Source organism: Nereida ignava, assembly GCF_047114695.1.
Lineage (GTDB): Bacteria > Pseudomonadota > Alphaproteobacteria > Rhodobacterales > Rhodobacteraceae > Nereida > Nereida ignava.
The window spans coordinates 680,980-700,513 of sequence record NZ_CP112885.1; the positions used below are offsets into that span (position 1 = coordinate 680,980).

The 19,534-nt window shown below is 54.8% G+C and carries 17 protein-coding genes; 5 read left to right on the plus strand and 12 right to left on the minus strand.

Features of this window, described 5'->3' with window-relative positions; genetic code table 11:
- Positions 1–151: 151 nt before the first annotated feature.
- The gene (locus tag OLX08_RS03315) at positions 152–1,363 is read right to left on the minus strand and encodes a DegT/DnrJ/EryC1/StrS family aminotransferase (protein ID WP_391482485.1); all 1,212 of its coding nucleotides are present in this window, start codon (positions 1,361–1,363) and stop codon (positions 152–154) included.
- A gap of 53 nt (positions 1,364–1,416) precedes the next feature.
- Positions 1,417–2,088: an HAD-IA family hydrolase gene (locus OLX08_RS03320; protein WP_391482487.1), complete on the minus strand. Its 672-nt coding sequence runs from the start codon at positions 2,086–2,088 to the stop codon at positions 1,417–1,419.
- A 132-nt stretch (positions 2,089–2,220) separates the two neighbouring features.
- Here OLX08_RS03320 and glmU point away from each other — a divergent pair, with 132 nt between their 5' ends.
- Genes glmU through OLX08_RS03335 form a run of 3 tightly spaced genes read left to right on the plus strand, consistent with a single transcriptional unit; the run spans position 2,221 to position 6,103 of the window.
- Positions 2,221–3,573, plus strand: a complete 1,353-nt coding sequence (gene glmU, locus OLX08_RS03325; protein WP_391482489.1) for a bifunctional UDP-N-acetylglucosamine diphosphorylase/glucosamine-1-phosphate N-acetyltransferase GlmU — start codon at positions 2,221–2,223, stop codon at positions 3,571–3,573.
- 2 nt (positions 3,574–3,575) lie between these two features.
- Positions 3,576–5,390, plus strand: a complete 1,815-nt coding sequence (gene glmS / locus OLX08_RS03330; protein WP_391482491.1) for a glutamine--fructose-6-phosphate transaminase (isomerizing) — start codon at positions 3,576–3,578, stop codon at positions 5,388–5,390.
- A 2-nt stretch (positions 5,391–5,392) separates the two neighbouring features.
- Positions 5,393–6,103: a DNA alkylation repair protein gene (locus OLX08_RS03335; protein ID WP_391482493.1), complete on the plus strand. Its 711-nt coding sequence runs from the start codon at positions 5,393–5,395 to the stop codon at positions 6,101–6,103.
- Positions 6,104–6,110: 7 nt separating this feature from the next.
- On the opposite strand, the gene OLX08_RS03340 is transcribed toward OLX08_RS03335, so the two are convergent.
- Entirely contained in the window at positions 6,111–6,584 is a 474-nt protein-coding gene (locus OLX08_RS03340; RefSeq protein ID WP_391482495.1) for a hypothetical protein, read from the minus strand.
- Positions 6,585–6,689: 105 nt separating this feature from the next.
- Between OLX08_RS03340 and moaA the strand changes: the two genes are divergently transcribed.
- Entirely contained in the window at positions 6,690–7,694 is a 1,005-nt protein-coding gene (gene moaA, locus OLX08_RS03345; RefSeq protein WP_391482497.1) for a GTP 3',8-cyclase MoaA, read from the plus strand.
- 3 nt (positions 7,695–7,697) lie between these two features.
- Here moaA and OLX08_RS03350 read toward each other — a convergent pair whose 3' ends face one another.
- The 4 genes from OLX08_RS03350 to OLX08_RS03365 form a co-directional block, all read right to left on the minus strand.
- Positions 7,698–8,861, minus strand: coding sequence for a M20 aminoacylase family protein (locus tag OLX08_RS03350; RefSeq protein ID WP_391482499.1), 1,164 nt, complete (start codon positions 8,859–8,861; stop codon positions 7,698–7,700).
- Positions 8,862–8,947: 86 nt separating this feature from the next.
- Positions 8,948–10,228, minus strand: coding sequence for a DUF3422 family protein (locus OLX08_RS03355; protein ID WP_391482501.1), 1,281 nt, complete (start codon positions 10,226–10,228; stop codon positions 8,948–8,950).
- A 204-nt stretch (positions 10,229–10,432) separates the two neighbouring features.
- A complete protein-coding gene (locus OLX08_RS03360) occupies positions 10,433–11,866 on the minus strand; it encodes an NAD(P)(+) transhydrogenase (Re/Si-specific) subunit beta (protein ID WP_048597906.1) in 1,434 nt (477 codons plus the stop codon).
- Between the two features lie 13 nt (positions 11,867–11,879).
- Positions 11,880–13,454 carry a Re/Si-specific NAD(P)(+) transhydrogenase subunit alpha gene (locus OLX08_RS03365; protein ID WP_391482503.1) on the minus strand — a complete coding sequence of 525 codons (1,575 nt, stop codon included), beginning with the start codon at positions 13,452–13,454 and terminating at the stop codon, positions 11,880–11,882.
- Positions 13,455–13,662: 208 nt separating this feature from the next.
- Here OLX08_RS03365 and OLX08_RS03370 point away from each other — a divergent pair, with 208 nt between their 5' ends.
- Positions 13,663–14,112 (plus strand): GNAT family N-acetyltransferase, encoded by a 450-nt coding sequence (locus tag OLX08_RS03370; RefSeq protein ID WP_391482504.1) that lies wholly within the window; start codon positions 13,663–13,665, stop codon positions 14,110–14,112.
- A 3-nt stretch (positions 14,113–14,115) separates the two neighbouring features.
- Here OLX08_RS03370 and OLX08_RS03375 read toward each other — a convergent pair whose 3' ends face one another.
- From OLX08_RS03375 to OLX08_RS03395, 5 genes are all read right to left on the minus strand, one after another.
- Positions 14,116–14,868 carry a gamma-glutamyl-gamma-aminobutyrate hydrolase family protein gene (locus OLX08_RS03375; protein ID WP_391482506.1) on the minus strand — a complete coding sequence of 251 codons (753 nt, stop codon included), beginning with the start codon at positions 14,866–14,868 and terminating at the stop codon, positions 14,116–14,118.
- 137 nt (positions 14,869–15,005) lie between these two features.
- Positions 15,006–15,434, minus strand: a complete 429-nt coding sequence (locus OLX08_RS03380; protein WP_048597899.1) for a GlcG/HbpS family heme-binding protein — start codon at positions 15,432–15,434, stop codon at positions 15,006–15,008.
- 18 nt (positions 15,435–15,452) lie between these two features.
- Positions 15,453–17,612 carry a malate synthase G gene (locus tag OLX08_RS03385; RefSeq protein WP_391482507.1) on the minus strand — a complete coding sequence of 720 codons (2,160 nt, stop codon included), beginning with the start codon at positions 17,610–17,612 and terminating at the stop codon, positions 15,453–15,455.
- Between the two features lie 101 nt (positions 17,613–17,713).
- Complete coding sequence (locus OLX08_RS03390) at positions 17,714–17,878, minus strand: DUF2256 domain-containing protein (RefSeq protein ID WP_074842023.1); 165 nt, start codon at positions 17,876–17,878, stop codon at positions 17,714–17,716.
- A gap of 1 nt (position 17,879) precedes the next feature.
- Positions 17,880–19,391: an FAD-binding domain-containing protein gene (locus OLX08_RS03395; RefSeq protein ID WP_412535671.1), complete on the minus strand. Its 1,512-nt coding sequence runs from the start codon at positions 19,389–19,391 to the stop codon at positions 17,880–17,882.
- Positions 19,392–19,534: the final 143 nt, after the last annotated feature.

Sequence of the window (19,534 nt, forward strand, 5' to 3'; positions counted from 1 at the left end):
CCTTGACGCGTCAACGCCTTGGACCGGCTTTTGGCGCAATTTGGCGGCTTTTATCTTACAACTGGTTCTGGCGAATTGTCGCGCTGACACGTGGCTTGACGCCACTGTCTCGTCCTTGCCATCACTACCACCCACAGCACGGATGAAAATCTTAGGCGCTGATGGCGACTTCTTCACGGATGATGCGTGCAATCTGCGCGCAATCCTTAAGCGAGAACGTCAGCGGCAAACGCATATCCATCACACCCTTCAACACACGGTCCGTGGCGGGCATCGGCGTCGGATTGGCATATTTCCAGCTGTCGTATTTACTGGTGAAAGCCACAGGATCATCTGCGCCAAACCACTTAAGCTCAACCCCACGCGCAGCACAACGTGCTACAAAATCAACGATCTCGGCATCAGCCCAATCCAGCAACAAAAACTGAAATGATGACGCCACATAGTGCTCGTCCGCAGGGCGATTAATCAACGTAAGTCTGTTTGCGCCCGACAGCCCGTCTTCCAGAACCTTGTAGCGGTCGTTCCAACGTTTTGCTTGTGCATCAAGATCACGCAATTGTGGGCGCAGGATGGCCGCACGCAAGTTGTCCATCCGGCCGGAAATGTTCGGGGTATGCAGACGCACGTGCTCAAATGCTTCGGGGGGCGGTGCTGCGCGGTGGCGGGTATAGAGCATGTAAGACCCCGACAGCATAATCGCACGAGCCATCAGATCAGGATCGTCACTGATCAACAGCCCGCCCTCACCCGAATTGACGTGCTTATAGGTCTGCGTTGAATAGCACCCCATCACCCCGTGGCGACCAGAATAAGTGTCTTTCCACTTGCCCCCCATGGTGTGTGCACAGTCTTCAATTACTTTCACACCGGCAGCGTCACAAATCTGCATAAGGCGGTCCATATCGCAAATGTGGCCGCGCATATGTGACAGCAACAGAACATCAGCCTGATCAATTTTGGCCGCAAGGTCATCAAGATCAATCTTAAGGTCCTCGCCTACGCCCACAAAAATTGGCGTAGCCCCCAGACTAGCAATAGCGCCGGGCACAGGCGCCAGCGTAAACGCGTTCGTCAGAACTTTGTCGCCTGCTTTCACACCACAGGCCCGCATCGCGGTGGCCATGGCGTAGCCGCCAGAGGCACAAGACAAACAGTATTTTGATCCCATTTGTGCTGCGAACTCTTCTTCCAGCAGCGCAGTTTCCGCAATCTCATCACCGTGGGTGTTATAGCGGTGCAAGCGCCCACCATTCAGCACGGCCAACGCTGCATCAATGCCCTCCTGAGGAATTGGTTCTTGCTGCGTAAACGCACCAGTAAATACATCAGGCGTGGCGGGTTGTGGGGTGTGCTTTGTCATATTCACAGATGGGCAAACTGTTGCCGCGCCGTCAAGCCCCATTCGCCACAGGTCTAGCCGATAAGTGAGCTAACCACAGATCGCAGGTGACGGTAATCTGACAACAGCGCTTCGGGGTCCATGGCTTTAACGTCCTCAGCGCCGGGTCCGAAAGTGACCAATACAGATGGGACGCCCGCATTCAGGCTGGTTTGCCTATCAGTCATCGTGTCACCGACCAGCAATGATCTTTCGACCGAGCCGCCCGCTTGCTCAACCGCCGCCACATAGGGCGCGGTGTCAGGTTTGCGCGTAGGCAGCGTGTCTGCGCCAATCAGCGAATGAAACTCTTTCAGCACACCGAGGCGGGTCAACAACAAACGCGCGAGGCCTTCGGGTTTATTCGTGCAGATACCCACGCGGTAGCCTTCCGCCTTCAGGTTTCCGATAGCCTCCATCGCATGGGGATAAAGCGTGGTATGGGTGTCAATATTTGTGCCGTAATGGGTCAACAGCTTTTGATAATGTGCGTCCATATCTGAAGCAGCGGCCTGCCCTTCGGCGCCCTTTCGCTCAAACCCCAACGTCAGCATCGCGCGACCACCACGCAGCGCTGTGCCAGCGTCACCGACAGGGTCCAACAAACCGCCCCACCCCAGATCCACAAAGCAGGCATTGGCCGCCGCGATCAGATCCCCACTGGTGTCCGCCAATGTTCCGTCCAAATCGAAAATTACTGTTTGCATCACGGGCGCCTTTCAAAGCTGAGCGTGGGGTGTGTTACGGTCTTGAAGCGTCATGTGACGGGCCGCCCCCTTGCGCCCCACCCTTGAACGGATAAAACGAGCCAAAGGCGTTGGCTAGAGTAGAAAAGAAACATGGCAGTAGCACTAATAATTCTTGGCGCCGGAAAAGGCACCCGCATGCAATCAGATTTGCCCAAAGTGATGCATGAAATTGGCGGTGCTCCGATGTTGGTACACGCGATAAAGGCTGGCGAAGAACTCGAACCATCGCGCATCGTTGTCGTAGCGGGACACGGAGCAGATGTGGTTGAAGCAGGTGCGCTGGACTGGAACCCGATGACCCAAGTCGTGCTGCAAAAAGAGCAACTAGGCACCGCACACGCCGTGGCGCAAGCCAAAGATATTCTGGGCTCGTTTGAAGGCAATGCAATCGTTTTGTACGGAGATACACCGTTCATTTCAGCGCAAACTCTTGAGGCAATGATTGACGCGCGCGCAACCTCGGACGTGGTTGTTTTGGGTTTTGACGCCGATGACCCTGCCGCATACGGCCGCCTTGTCATGGACGGTAACAGCCTTGAGCGGATCGTTGAGTTCAAGGACGCAAGCCCGCAAGAGCGTCGGATCAGCCTATGCAATTCAGGGGTGGTCTGCGCTGATGCAAAAGTACTGTTTGAGCTGATTGAAGCTGTTGGAAATGAGAACGCCAGTGGCGAGTATTACCTCACAGACATCGTTAGCGTTGCCCGCCAATCAGGGCGCAGCGCAGGTATCGTGATCTGTGATGAAGAAGAAACCATGGGCGTCAATTCGCGCGCCGAATTGGCCCGTGCGGAAGCCATCTTCCAGAACTTCAAACGTCTTGAGGCTTTTGACAACGGTGTCACCCTTCAAGCACCTGATACTGTGATTTTCGCACATGATACGTTCATCGGGCGCGACACGGTAATTGAGCCGAACGTCGTTTTCGGCAACGGCGTATCGGTGGAAAGCGGTGCGCGTATTCGCGCCTTTTCACACCTTGAGGGCTGCCACGTCAGCTCCGGCGCTGTGGTCGGACCTTACGCGCGCCTAAGACCGGGGGCAGAGTTGGGCGAAGACGTCAAAGTGGGCAATTTCGTTGAGATCAAAAACGCAGTCCTCGAGACGGGCGCGAAGGTGAACCATTTATCATACGTGGGCGATGCGTCCATCGGCGCTGCGGCAAACTTGGGCGCAGGCACGATCACCTGTAACTATGACGGCGTCTTCAAACACCACACCGACATTGGCGCGCGGGCTTTCATCGGCTCGAACACGATGCTTGTGGCCCCCGTGCGTGTTGGCGCGGATGCAATGACCGCAAGTGGCTCTGTCATCACCCAAGACGTACCAGACGCTGATCTGGCGATTGCACGGGCAAAACAAGACAACAAGCCAGGCCTCGGCAAGCGTTTGATGGACAAACTCCGCGCCGCCAAAGCCAAACGAAGCGAGGGCAAATAACGATGTGTGGTATTATTGGTATCCTTGGCAATCACGAAGCCGCACCGATCCTCGTTGATGCCCTGCGACGGTTGGAATATCGTGGCTATGACAGCGCGGGCATTGCAACGGTAAACGGCGGTATCCTTGATCGGCGGCGCGCGGTCGGCAAACTGGTTAACCTCGCAGATTTGCTGGTGCATGAACCGCTGGCCGGTAAATCCGGCATTGGCCACACCCGTTGGGCGACCCACGGCGCACCGTCAGTGAAAAACGCCCACCCGCATATGACCGCGCGGGTTGCGGTCGTTCATAACGGTATCGTTGAAAACTTTGCTGAACTACGCGCCCAGCTGGCCCAGAACGGCATCGGTTTTGTCACTGACACCGATACAGAAACCATCGCCCTGCTTGCGCAACTGCACATCGACCGAGGCATGGCGCCCGTTGAGGCCGCGAAAGCAACCATCGACAAACTGCACGGCGCTTTCGCGCTTTGTTTTTTGTTTGAAGGTGAGGAAGACCTAATTGTTGTGGCTCGCAAGGGTTCACCCCTCGCGATTGGGCACGGCGACGGCGAGATGTTTGTTGGGTCTGATGCAATTGCTCTGGCGCCCATGACCGATCAGATCACGTACCTTGAGGAAGGTGATTGGGCCGTCTTGACCCGCACGAGCCTTGAAGTCCGCGACGTCAACAACGCGCTGGCTAATCGCGAAAAGCGCACCATTCAAATCGATACCGCACAGGTCGAAAAAGGTGGGCACAAACACTTCATGTCCAAAGAAATCGCAGAGCAACCATCGGTGGTCGGCAATGCGTTGAACCATTACGTTCGCGGCGGCGCGATACAACTACCGACAGAGCTAGATTTCACCAAAATTGAGCGGCTTACAATGGTGGCCTGTGGTACGGCCTACCTTGCCTGCCTCACTGCGAAATACTGGTTCGAACAGATCGCCCGTCTGCCCGTTGAAGTGGATGTCGCGTCTGAGTTCAGATACCGCGAGCCCCCGATGACACGCGGAACAGTTGCACTTTTTGTAAGCCAGTCTGGCGAGACCGCCGACACATTGGCCGCGCTTCGCTACGCCAAAGAAAACGCCGATCAGATCGTGTCCGTAGTCAATGTTGCGGAATCCAGCATCAGCCGTGAAGCAGACATCAGCCTGCCTATTCTTGCGGGCACCGAGATCAGCGTTGCCTCAACCAAAGGCTTCACGTGCCAACTGACGGTTTTGTTGATCATGGCGCTGCATGCAGCCCACCAACGCGGCCACCTGACCGCAGAACAGCTGGCAGAGCGGCTGGATCAGCTACACACCATGCCGGGCCTGATGAATGTCGCCTTGGCTGGCAGTAGCGCGGTAAAAGCCGTCAGCCGCAAACTGGCATCGGCCACAGATATTCTATTTTTGGGTCGTGGCGCAATGTTCCCATTAGCCCTTGAAGGTGCGCTAAAACTCAAAGAAATCAGCTATATACACGCTGAAGGTTATGCATCCGGTGAACTAAAACATGGCCCCATCGCGTTGGTGGATAAAAAGACGCCCGTGATCGTGTTCGCCCCAAGTGATGCGCTGTTCGATAAAACCATCAGCAACATGCAAGAAGTCATGGCCCGAGGCGGCAAAGTGTTGTTGATCACAGATAGCGCAGGCGCACAGCAAGCGGGCGAAGGGGTTTGGGAAACGCTGATCCTACCCGAAGTAGACGACGCACTGGCCCCGCTACTCTATGCGATACCAGCCCAACAAATTGCGTATCACACGGCCATCGCCAAGGGGACCGACGTGGACCAACCCCGCAACCTCGCTAAATCTGTGACAGTGGAATAAACATGACACCCCAAGCCGCCATTGAGGCCTTAAACGCTCATAGTGACGAAGCTGAAGCCCTTAAAATGCGGGGCTATCACAAAGTTGCGCGTCCTTATCTGGGGGTTCCCGCACCGGTTATCGAAACGCTGTGCAAGGAATGGCGCGCGGCATGTTCGCTGGACGAGCGGCTCGCGGTATGTGCCGCACTTTGGGACAGCAACTCATTCGAAGGGCGCATCGCCGCCGCAAAACTTTTGACCCAAGCCCGTATCCGTCCGGACGACACCGAAGCGTGGGCCTTAATCAAGTCGTGGGTTCCAGAATTTGACTGTTGGGCAATCACCGACGCCGTCTCAATCGCAGGACAAAAACGTCTGGTATGGAGCCCTGATCGCGTAGAGGACCTTGTCCCATGGGTCACATCAGAGCACATCTGGACCCGCCGCGCCGCGTTAGTCATGACGTTACCTTGGACCAAGCAAAACACGCCTAAAGAGGCTGAATTGGCGGTGCGTGACCAAGTATTGGGCTGGGCTGCTGAATTGGCGTCGGATCACGAGCCATTCATTCAAAAAGCAATCGCATGGTGGCTTCGCGAGTTATCAAAACATGACAGCCCCCGCGTGCATGATTTCCTCAGCCAACATGGTCAGAAGCTAAAACCGTTTGCGCAAAAAGAAGCCGCCCGCAAACTTGCGTCTCAAGACTACGCACGGCTATTCAACGGGTAACGCGCTGCTAATTCGCAAAAACGTTGACACGAACCAGTTCGGTTAGCGGGGCTTGCAACAGCCGCATCGCGGAAAGGGATAGTTGCGACGCCCCTGTTGGTTCTCCCCTGATCGGGCGCAGCTCCAGCACGACTGAGCTATCGCCGTATTGCACCCTGCCTGCCTGAACTGTGTCGACCAACGGGGTCAAAAGCCAAATGCCGGTATCGGCAGGATTGCCAAGACTTGCGATGGTCTCACCTAAAAATGTCGATGTCTGAGGATTTGTCTGCACCGCAGCCGCGCGTTCCGCTAGCGTTGTTATATCGAAAGCTTCAGCGGTGCGTGCAGTTTTGGGGACCGTCGGCGCATCAGCATTGCTAGTATCGTCACCCTGCACTGCCTCCGCTCCTTGAATGGCAGGACTGGATGAGGCCAGATTAGACACATCACACCCACCAAGCAGGACCAGCACACTCAAACCAATAACAAAACATCTCATGGCGCGAGCTTAGGTGCTGACAGAAGATCGAACAACCGGTTTTATAGACTGGAAAACGCCGGTTTTGAACTTGTGGCGCATCAGCGTGCTGCCTACATTCGCCCCATGAACATGCCTCTTATTGACCCTTTTGCGCGCGCGATCACCTACTTGCGCCTGTCTGTCACTGACCGCTGCGATTTCCGCTGTGTGTATTGCATGTCTGAAAACATGACGTTTTTACCCAAACGTGATTTGTTGACCCTCGAAGAGCTTGATCGTTTGTGCAGCCGCTTCATCGCGATGGGCGTTCGCAAGCTGAGGATCACAGGTGGTGAGCCCCTTGTGCGCCGCGAAATCATGACATTTTTCAACGCCATGGGCCGGCACCTTGAAAACGGCACACTGGATGAACTGACCCTGACCACCAATGGTAGCCAGTTAGAAAAATATGCAGGTGCGCTTTACGCCGCCGGTGTGCGCCGCATTAACGTAAGCCTCGACACGCTTGATGAAGCAAAGTTTGCTGAAGTAACCCGCTGGGGCCGGCTACCCCAAGTTTTACGTGGATTGGATGCCGCACAGGCAGCGGGCTTGCGGGTCAAGCTGAACGCCGTTGCCCTGAAAGGGTTCAACGAGGATGAATTGTTCACGCTGGCTGAGTTCTGTGCGCAACACGACATGGACCTAACGTGGATCGAAGTCATGCCAATGGGCGACATCGGTAACGAGAACCGGATCGGACAATATTGGTCCTTAAAAGAACTGCGCAAAACGCTTGAAACCCAATACACCCTGACGAATCTGAGCGACAGAACAGGTGGTCCTGCGCGCTATGTTCGGGTTGAGGAGACAGGTCAAAAAATCGGCCTCATCACCCCGCTGTCCCATAACTTTTGTGAAAGCTGCAACCGTGTGCGGATCACATGCACAGGCGAGATTTACACATGCTTGGGCCAAGACGGAAAATCAGACCTTCGCGCACCGCTGCGTGCTAGTGAAGGCAATGAACAGTTGGATGACGCCATTCGCGCGGCAATCGGCCTAAAGCCAAAAGGCCACGATTTTGATTACTCAAGACAGAACGTCGAAGGCCAAGTGGCGCGGCACATGTCACATACGGGTGGCTAAGGTCTATCCAAGTGACATGCGGCTTTGGGCCATTTCCACCCACCATGAACAGCCCGCTGGGATCGCATCATCGGTAAAGTTGTACTCCGGGTGGTGCACTGGCGCGGTGTCACCGTTGCCGACCAGAATGTACGCACCGGGGCGGGCATTGGACAAAAACGCAAAATCCTCGCCCCCCATAATAAGCGGCGCTTCATCACACGCACCGCTTACTGCGCGCGCAGCAGCAGCGGCATATTCTGTTTCAGCTTCGGCGTTCACCATCACTGGATAATTACGCAGATAGTCGACCTCGGCGGTGGCGCCCATCATCTCGGCGGTGCCATTGGCAATTTCACTCAAACGGCGCTCAGCTAAATCTCGGACGTCCTCATCAAGCGTACGGACGGTCCCTTTTAAGGTTACTGTTGATGGGATGACATTATGGGCTTTGCTCTCGGTTTCAAAGCTGGTCACCGATACCACTACCTGTTTGGTCGGATCGACATTTCGGCTTGCGATGCTTTGAAGCGCTATCACCATATGGCTTGCCGTCACTGTGGGGTCGACCGTTTCATGAGGTTTGGCCGCGTGCCCACCATGCCCTTTGACGGTGATCGTCCAGTTGTCCGCAGCTGCAAAAAACGGCCCTGAACGGATTGCAAATGTACCAACAGGCACACCGGGCCAATTGTGCATTCCGTAGACCTCTTGAATGCCAAAGCGTTCCATCAAGCCGTCATTCACCATTTCACGGCCGCCACCGCCACCTTCTTCGGCGGGCTGAAAGATCACAACCACAGTGCCATTGAAGGCTCGTGTTTCAGTCAGATACTTCGCCGCACCAAGCAGCATCGACGTATGGCCATCGTGACCACAAGCGTGCATCTTACCCTCGGCTTTGCTGGCATACGCAAGGCCTGTGGCCTCAAAAATCGGAAGCGCGTCCATATCTGCGCGCAGGCCCACAACGCGACCATCTGTATCAATCTTACCCTTGATCACACCAACAACACCGGTACGGCCCAAACCTTCGACAACTTCATCGCAGCCAAATGCACGCAGTTTCTCGGCCACAATGCCGCTTGTTCGATGGGTATCGAACAACAACTCGGGATGGGCGTGAAAATCATGGCGCCACTCAGTGATCTCGGGCAACATTTCGGCAAAGCGGTTTTTGATGGGCATCGGCTAAATCTCGATCAATAATGAAAGTGCGCACTGCGACCTAATCAGGAGCACGTCGGATAGTCCAGATGGTGAGACCTGCCAGTTCAGTCCATCGATTGACGAATACGGCGGACAAGCCACCACACCAACAAGATAATGATCGGTGTTGTTACCGCAGCCAATGTGACTTTTGCCAGGTCCAAGGATTTTCCCACAGGTCCCAACACATAGAGTGCAAGGTTGACCGCGTAATAGCTGATCGCCACCACAGATAGGCCCTCAACGGTTTTTTGTAGACGCAGCTGCAAGTCGGCACGCTTGTCCATGCTGGCCAAAAGCGTCTGGTTCTGCGCGCTGCGTTCCACGTCAACCCGTGTGCGCAACAATTCAGCTGCGCGCACCGCACGGCCCGCCATGGCTTGTAGACGCGCCTCGGTGGATTTGACGGTACGCATCGCAGGGTCAAAGCGGCGCATCATGAACTCCGCAAATGTTTGGCGACCGCTAAAACGTTCTTCACGTAGAACATCGATGCGTTGGTTTACGATTGCCTCATAAGCGCCGGTTGCACCGAAACGAAATGTTGACTTAGCGATCATGTTTTCCAGCTCTGCTGAAATCGTCAAAAGCTGCTGCAATGTGGTGTCCGCGTCCACATTCGCGTCGGTCATCGCACCCACCATCGAGGACAGATCCGCCTCCAAAGCGCCCATCCGTGCGCCCAACTGTTTGACCCGCGCCAACCCCAGCATGGAAGCAGACTTATACATCTCAATCTCGCACAGGCGTTGCACGACACGGCCAATTCGGCGGCTGCCCGTGTCATCATCCGCAAATATCGCGAACCGCATGTGTCCCGCAGGATCGATCCGGAAATCACCCGCAATAATTGCCGCGTCATCAAGCACACAGCTGACCGCAAGGCTTTCGGGGACAAACCAATCCTGCAGATTTTTAACTACAACATTATCAGCAGGACGAGGTGCTATGTGAAAAAGAGCCGAAGTCAGCCGCACACCCGGGGCGGCATCCAGCCAATCATTTGGAAACACATCGAACGCAACAGGATCAAACGCATTGCCGCGGTCACTTTCCTCAAAAACCGTGTAGGTCACAAATTCCGTATGCTGTTCCCACTTCAGCGTGAAGCGACCAATCTGGCCGTAAAAATGCGTCGCATCGGGGGGCGGGTGTGCTGCACCGAACCGATCAAGCAAGTCCACAAGATGGGCCCTGTCGGTACTTCGGTCCCGCGCAACAGCATTGGCTGGCTGCTTGATCGCCAGAAACACAGCCGTGCACGGCGCATCAAGCGATGGAAAGGGGCGCGCGTGAAGTTCATTGGCCAAATCATAGCGCAATTGGTGGTCGGTGATCGGAGCCATTGGGTCTGTCCTAGTTAGTTGACACTCAACGTAGGAGGGTTGCGCCTGTTCGCAAACAGAAAAACCCCTTTATTTTCAACAATCTCAGTCTACCAATGTATGCACTTTGGCCTATCGGAAAGTTTTGCGACCTCCCGTGGGCAAAGAAAAAGCCGCGCTCCGAATGGCGGAACGCGGCTTTTGTCATTTTAAATCGTTCAAAGATCAGTCGATCATCGGCAACAGTTTATCCAAGGATTGCTTGGCGTCACCGTAGAACATCCGTGTGTTTTCTTTGAAGAAGAGCGGATTTTCGATACCCGAGTAACCAGTGCCCTGCCCGCGCTTGCTAACGAACACCTGTTTGGCTTTCCAGCATTCCAGCACAGGCATGCCTGCGATTGGGCTGTTGGGGTCATCTTGCGCCGCCGGATTGACGATATCGTTTGAGCCAATGACGATCGCAACATCTGTTTCGGGGAAATCATCATTGATTTCATCCATTTCCAAAACGATGTCATATGGCACTTTGGCTTCAGCCAAGAGCACATTCATGTGACCGGGCAAACGGCCCGCCACAGGGTGGATCGCAAAGCGAACGTTTTTGCCTTTGGCGCGCAGCTTACGCACCAACTCGCTGACCGTTTGTTGGGCCTGCGCAACCGCCATGCCATAGCCCGGGATGATCACAATACTGTCTGCGTCGTTCAGCGCAGCCGCTACACCGTCGGCCTCAATGGCGATTTGCTCACCTTCGACTGCCATCTGCTCACCTGCTGGGCCACCAAAGCCGCCCAAAATGACCGAGATAAAGCTACGGTTCATCGCTTTGCACATGATGTAGGACAAGATCGCACCGGACGAGCCAACAAGCGCACCCACAACGATCAGAAGGTCATTGCCAAGTGAGAAACCAATCGCCGCAGCTGCCCAGCCTGAATAGGAGTTGAGCATTGAAACAACGACCGGCATGTCAGCACCGCCAATGCCCATGATCAGGTGATAGCCGATAAAGAGCGCCAGCAACGTCACCAGCACCAACATGAACATGCCGCCACCGTTGAAATACATGATCGCGAACAGCACAGACAGCGCCGCAGCACCTGCATTCAGCATGTGACCACCGGGCAATTTGGTCGCGGATGTATCCACCCGTCCCGCAAGCTTGCCGTAAGCGATGACCGAGCCTGTGAACGTTACTGCACCAATGAAGATGCCCAACACCAACTCAACACGTAAGATTGAGACCTCGACAGATGACTTTTTGGCCAAAAGCGCCGCAAAACCCTCAAGGCCTTTTTTGGCGGTGTCATCCATTGCCAAAACGCGGGTCAGCTCAATATCGGCGTTAAAGCCCACGAATACCGCAGCCAGACCAACAAGGCTGTGCATCGCAGCAACCAATTCTGGCATCTGTGTCATTTGCACTTTGGTTGCGAGTTGATAGCCAATCGCGCCACCTGCTGCGATCAAAATGATCGACAGTGCCCAGTAACCTGAACCAGGCCCGATGAGCGTTGCAAAGACCGCAAGCGCCATCCCGACAATGCCATACCATACCGCGCGCTTGGCGCTTTCTTGACCCGATAGTCCCCCAAGGCTGAGGATGAACAAAACGGCCGCGACGACGTATGCCGCTGTTGTGAAACCATATTCCATGTCTCTAACCCTCTTAAGATTTCTGGAACATGGCAAGCATGCGCCGTGTGACGAGGAACCCGCCAAAGATATTGATACCAGTCATAAAGACCGCCAGCGCACCAAGCACCACAACGATGCCAGACGTCGATCCAATTTGCGTCAAAGCGCCCAAGATGATGATGGACGAAATCGCATTGGTCACCGCCATAAGCGGCGTGTGAAGCGAATGCGATACATTCCAAATCACTTGGAAGCCAACAAAGACCGAAAGCACAAACACAATGAAGTGCTGCATAAAGCTGGCTGGTGCGACAAGACCAATCGCCAACAACAAAGCACCACCGGCAGCCAACAGGCCAACTTGGGTTTTGGTTTGCTTTTTGAAGGCTTCAGTCTCGAGCGCGCGTTTTTCGTCCGCAGTCAGCTCTTTGATCGGCTCTTTCTTTTGAACCGCAATCGCGGCCACTTTTGGTGGGGGCGGCGGGAACGTGACCTCACTTGCGTGTGCAACAGTTGCGCCACGGATCACATCGTCGTCCATATCGTGAACGATCACACCATCTTTTTCAGGAGTGAGATCAGCCAGCATGTGGCGGATGTTCGTGGAATAAAGCGTCGATGATTGGGCAGCCATTTGGCTTGGGAAATCCGTGTAGCCAATGATGGTTACGCCGTTATCCGAAACGATCTTCTCGTCCATGACGGTCAACTCACAGTTGCCGCCCTTCTCTGCCGCCAAGTCAACAATAACAGACCCGGGCTTCATCATCTCAACCATGTCTTTGGTCCACAGAAGCGGCGCCGCACGGTTGGGGATCAAAGCAGTCGTAATAACGATGTCGATATCAGGAGCGATCTCGCGGAACTTTTCAAGCTGCTTTGCCTGGAACTCCGGCGATGAGGGCGGCGCGTAGCCACCTGTTTCAGCGCCGTCAGGCAATTCGCTTTCGTCGAATTCAAGGAAGACAAACTCGGCGCCCATGCTCTCGATCTGCTCTGCCACTTCGGGGCGCACGTCGAACGCGTAAGTAATCGCGCCAAGCGAAGTGGACGTCCCGATCGCAGCCAAACCTGCAACACCTGCGCCCACAACCAAGACTTTTGCGGGCGGCACTTTACCGGCAGCCGTGACCTGACCTGTGAAAAAGCGACCAAAGTTGTTGCCCGCTTCAATAACGGCGCGGTAGCCTGCGATATTTGCCATTGAGCTGAGCGCATCCATTTTCTGCGCACGGCTGATGCGGGGCACCATATCCATGGCGATGACGCTTGAGCCTTTCTTGGCCAGGCTTTCCATCAGCTTTTCGTTTGCTGCCGGATAGAAGAACGAGATCAGCGTTTTTTCCGCGCTCAATCGTTTGGCTTCTGTATCCGAGGGCGGACGTACCTTGACGATCACGTCGGCAGCTTTCCACAGCGCCGCTGCGGTTTTCACCACCTCGACACCTGCAGTCGCATACGCGTCGTCAGAGAACCCCGCAGCTGCGCCGGCCCCCGTCTCGATCACGCACGAATGCCCAAGTTTCTGCAACTGGAGCGCGCTATCGGGCGTCATTGCGACCCGGGCTTCGCCCTCAAAAGTTTCTTTTGGTGCGCCAATTATCATCTGGTGCGTTTCCCTTCAGTAAGATTTATGACCCTAACCTAATACGCTGGGTCCATTTGGCACTACCCATTGAAATAATATTGCGCAAGGGATGTGCGCGCTAACAGTGCTGCGGTGTGCCAAATTAGTGCACTAGCGCCTATTTGTTATACCTCTAAGAACCCATGTCCGTACGATTTAGCCTACTGAAATCTTTCTGAAAGACACCGTGATTAAGATCAAAAATATCGAAGATGCGGACGCTGCAGGGTGTTACGAAGTGTTTTACCGCGCCATTCACGACGGCGCGCAGCCTGCTTATTCTGCGCCTCAACGACACGCTTGGGCGCCCTTCAAAGAAATGCCTGTGGGGTTCGCACACGCCCTTCAAGCCCCGTGCGCACTCATGGCAATCACGGACAAGATCGTTGGTTTCATCACGGTATTACAGGACGGCTATCTGGATTTGCTCTTTGTAGCACCCGACCATCACCGCCAAGGTGTGGCTACAGCGCTTTACCAAAGCGCCTTACTGCAAACAAAAGGCCCCCTTTATACAGAGGCCAGCCACCTATCGCGGCCATTCTTTTTGCACCACGGCTGGCGCGAAATTACCCCGCAAAGGGTCGAAAAGCGTGGGGTGTGGATGACCAATTTTGTGATGGAGCTAAGCCGTTAATTCCTAACGCTCTGCACGGTATGCGCGTGCCGCATCCCCAAATGCTGCAAATAAGGGCCGCGAAACTACGTCTTTGTCTGCCTGATATTCCGGGTGCCACTGCACTGACAACGTAAAGCCCTTGGCATCTTTGATATAAGTGGCCTCTGGCGTTCCATCAGGCGCCCAACCATCAACGACAATCCTGTCACCCGCGGTTTTGATCCCCTGCCCGTGCAACGAATTAGTCATGACCTTGGCCCGCCCCATCAGCTTTGCAAACGGGCCACCTTCCGTGAACGTCACTTCGTGGCGCATCGCAAATTTCTCTTCAAGAGTACCATCAGGCGGCATTCGGTGGTTATCACGCCCCTCCAGATCACGGATCTCAGGATGAAGCGTGCCGCCCATAGCCACATTTACTTCCTGAAACCCACGGCAAATCCCCAAGATCGGCAGGCCCGCGTCAACACAGGCCCGAATAAGCGGCAGAGCGATCCGGTCACGACATCTATCAAAAGTGCCATGGGCAGGTGTTTCCGCCTCGCCATATTCTTCAGGGTGCACATTAGGCCGCCCACCGGTGAACACAAAGCCATCACAGGTCGCCATCAGGTCATCGACTGTGACGTGCTCCGGATCAGACGGCACAATCAAGGGCAAGCCACCGGATACACGGGCAACAGCTTCGCAATTCATCGTGCCCGCCGCATGGGCAGGATACTGATCATTGATCAGATAAGAGTTACCGATAACCCCAATCACTGGACGTTGCATAGAATCCCTCTCGTTGATGCGTGCGTTTACTTTAGAGACAAAACCGCAAAGCGAAAGAGAATGAGCGCACAAGCACCTCTGCCTGCACGCTCATTTCATTTTACATCATCTGGGGGCTTGGCCCCCCAAGATGTGCGTTAGATTTCGCCTTCAAGCTGCGCCAGCGCGAGGCCCGCCAATGCGGCCTCTGCATCATTGTCAGATGTGTCGCCCGTGACACCAACGGCACCAATAACAGCGCCTTTTTTGTCGCGCACCAAAACGCCGCCCGGGACAGGAACAACCTGACCGCCATAAACACCGTTAACCGCGGCCATGAAATACGCCTGCTGCTCTGCACGCGCCATCTGTGCGGTGCCTGCCATGCCAAGCATAACGGCGCCGTAAGCTTTGCCCTGCGCGATAGCGAAACGACCCGGTGCCGCCCCATCTTCACGCTCGAACGCTTTGACGTGACCGCCAGCATCCAGAACGATTACAGAAAGCGGCTTCAGCTCCATCTCGCGGCCCTTGGCAAAGGTGCCTTTGATGATTTGACGTGCTTTACGAATTGAAATCTCAGCCATTTGTCAGGCTCCTATTCTTTATTGAGTTGCTTTAAGATCGAGACGGCGCGCGTGAAGAACCGGCTCTGTGTAGCCGGATGGCTGTTTCGTTCCTTCAAATACCAACTCGCATGCAGCGTTGAAAGCAACACCATCAAAGTCGGGTGTCATCGGGATATAGGACGCATCATTTGCGTTTTGTCCGTCAACCACAGCCGCCATTTTGCGCAGCGCATCCATGACGCGGTCACGGCTTACAACACCGTGATGCAACCAGTTTGCAAGAGCTTGGCTGGAAATACGGCATGTTGCACGGTCTTCCATCAGACCCACATCATTGATATCTGGCACTTTTGAACACCCAACGCCTTGATCGACCCACCGCACAACATATCCCAAGATACCTTGGGCGTTGTTTTCGATCTCCTGCTGGATTTGCTCTGCGCTCCACTGGGTGCTGTCAGCCACTGGAATGGTCAGCAGGTCAGCCAGTGTCCCGCGCGCACCGCCAGCTTTCAGATCATCTTGGACCGCAAAAACATCTACGTGGTGGTAGTGCGTCGCATGCAACGTCGCAGCCGTTGGGGATGGAACCCATGCACAGTTCGCACCAGATTTCGGGTGACCGATCTTGGCGTCCATCATGTCTGCCATGCGATCAGGCATCGCCCACATACCTTTGCCGATCTGCGCTTTGCCCTGCAGGCCACAGGCCAAACCGATATCCACGTTGCGATCTTCATAAGACGCGATCCACGGGGTTGCTTTCATATCGCCCTTCATCATGAACGGGCCTGCTTCCATAGAGGTGTGAATTTCATCACCCGTACGGTCCAAGAAGCCTGTGTTGATAAACGCAACTCGTGATTTTGCTGCACGGATACATTCTTTAAGGTTCACAGACGTGCGGCGCTCTTCATCCATGATGCCAAGCTTCACCGTATTTTGCGGCAGCCCCAAGATGCTTTCAACGCGGGTGAAAATCTCGTCTGCAAAAGCAACTTCCTCTGGTCCGTGCATTTTGGGTTTCACAACATAAACCGACCCGTGCAGTGAGTTACCGCCGTCACGCTTAAGATCATGCATCGCAATAAGCGTGGTGCACATCGCATCAAGCAAACCTTCGCCAATCTCATTGCCGTTCGCATCCCGTACCGCGGGCGTGGTCATCAGGTGACCAACGTTGCGCACCAACATCAATGCACGCCCCTTCAGGGTAAGCGCAGTGCCGTCTTTTGCTGTGAACTCCAGATCATCGGCCAATACGCGGTCGAAAGATTTACCGCCCTTGCTAACGGTTTCGCGCAGATCGCCCTTCATCAAGCCGAGCCAGTTTTTGTAAACCAGCGCCTTGTCCACACCGTCAACGGCCGCCACGGAATCTTCGCAATCCATGATGGTCGACAGTGCAGATTCCAAAATGACGTCGGCAATGTTTGCAGGATCCGTCTTGCCGATCTGATGCTCTGCATCGACAACGATGCGAATATGCATGCCGTTCTTCACAAGCAGAATTTCAGAGCGTGAGCCGTCCTTGTGGCCGACAAATTGCGCGGGGTCCGCAAGGGCCACTGCGCCACCTGCGGTCACACAGCTCAACGCGCCACCCTCGACACTCAAGCCAGTCACATCGGACCATGAGCCTGTAGCAAGAGGCACTGCAGCATCAAGATGTGCCTTGGCTTTTGCCACAACGCGCAATCCGCGCGCCTCATCATAGCCGCCCGCTGCAGGCAGATCGCCCAAGGCATCCGTGCCGTAGAACGCATCATACAAGCTACCCCACCGCGCGTTCGCAGCATTCAATGCAAAACGTGCGTTGTTGATCGGCACAACCAATTGGGGCCCTGCGATGCTTGCAATTTCAGGGTCCACATTCGCAGTTTCAATCGCAAAATCATCCCCCTCGGGGACAAGATAGCCAATCTCTGTCAAAAATTGCTGATAGGCCTGCGCATCATGATCCGTTCCACGGCGCTCAATATGGTAGGCGTCAAGCTTCGCTTGGATGTCTGCGCGCTTGGCCAGAAACGCAGCGTTCTTTGGACCCATGTCGGCGATCAGGCCTGCGAGACCGTCCCAGAATGTATCAATATCAACGCCAGTACCCGGAAGGGCAGATGTTTCAAGAAATGTGGCGAGTGTTTCGTCAACATCCAGCCCTGCACGTTGCACGCGATTTTGGTTTGTGTCGGTCATGAGGTGCCCTCCCAGACAAGTCATTAGAATTTCGGGTTGGCCAGACCCTGATGGATTGATGGCCCCTTCGCAAACGAGAAATATTGACTGTCGATTAAGTTTTACTTCACTGAACGTGGTTTTGACTTGGCATCGCGGCGACACCGGTCTGAGCAAAAACGGACCTCATCCCACACTTTTTCCCACTTTTTCCGCCAGTTAAACGGCAAACCACACTGTGCACATGGTTTTGAGGGAAGGTCAGATTTCTTTCGCATTTTTGGCATATCAAATATCAAAGCTCATTTGGCGTGTGTCCGGATCTTTGGGGGCTTTGTCGCGCTGAAAGCCCCGATCTGATTTGCGGCTGGCGTGCTTTTTGACGATCGTTTTCGCCTCATTGCGAAAGGCCGCGCCCTTGCGGACTGACCAGACTTGATCGCGTGCAAAACGCGCGGCTTGCGGCAAATCGACTATGGGCTCAGGGTATAACGTGCCAACAACTGTGCCCGCACCGTCCCAACGCCAAGGTTCCTGCAAAAAGCGATCAGGGACCTGTGCCAATTCAGGGCACCAGCGGCGTGTAAATATTCCGTTCGGGTCCTGATCAACCCCCTGTTTTACCGGGTTATACATCCGCACCGTATTGATACCGGTTGTGCCAGATTGCATCTGGACCTGACTCCAATGAATGCCCGGCTCATAATCTGTGAACATCTGCGCCAAGTGCGGGCCTGTGCTGCGCCAATCAAGCCAAAGGTGATAACTTGCGACAGACATCAACATCGACCGCATCCGAAAATTCAGCCAACCGGTGTGGACCAGATATCGCATGCAAGCGTCTACAAATGGAATGCCCGTTTGTCCGGTTTTCCACGCGTGAAGTCGTTCAGCGTTGGGATGTTTTGGCCTAAGGTTTTCGTAGGCCGAATGCATAGCCTGATACTCAAGCCGCGGTGCATCTTCGAGCTTTTGCATAAAATGATCGCGCCATGCCAAGCGGCTTTGAAAGCTGCGCAATGAACCGCTCCACCCTGACCGAGTACCTGCCACTTCACGACTCCGCGCCTGCCCTGCATGGGCTGCCTCACGGACCGAAAGCGCGCCCAGCGCAAGATGCGGCGACATCCGTGAACAGGCCCACTCCCCTTCAAGCGGTGATGACATTGCAGCGCGGTAAGACTGGCCGCGCTCTGTCAGAAACCCACCGAGCAGCGACAACGCTGAACCGCGCCCACCGGCCTGCCGGTTCGGACAATCGTCAATCAACGAAAGCTCCACAAGGCTTGGCATACGCTGGCTTTCCACACCGTGAGGCCGCATGGCAACGGGGGGATCAATCTGAGCCAGCCGAACAGATTTCTCTCGACTGGCCGCCCACCCATCCCGAGAGCGCAGGCCACGAACCACACCAAATTGCGGCACCTGCGTCCACGTAATACCTGTATGTTTAGCCCACGCAGCTACCCGCTGGTCCCGTCGAAACGTCCATGCGTTACCCGTTTCTTCTGTGCTAACAATTTGGTTAATCGGGAATGTCTTTGACAGCCCATCAAGAGCCTGAACTGCATCTGAAACGCATACAACCAAAGGCGCGCCAAGCCCGGCTAGTGTTTTGGCAAGATCGTGTAGGGTTTCTCGCAAAAATGCATATTGCCGCGCCGAAGTATCAGGTAGCTGCCAATATTCCGGCTCTACAATGTAGAGCGGCACGACGGAATGATCACCCTGCATCGCTTTAGCAAGTGCGGGATTGTCGGCAACGCGCAGATCACGCTTGAGCCATAAAATATTTATCATCTGGTCCACGCGGTGGGATGTAAGGCGGGCGAACATATGGACAAGCATGAATGTCTATCAAATGCGTCGGATCGACTTGCTCCGCATCATCCCTCGGCCTACGTTTGAGCGCAACGTAGCTGACACATTTGTGCGCAAGGATA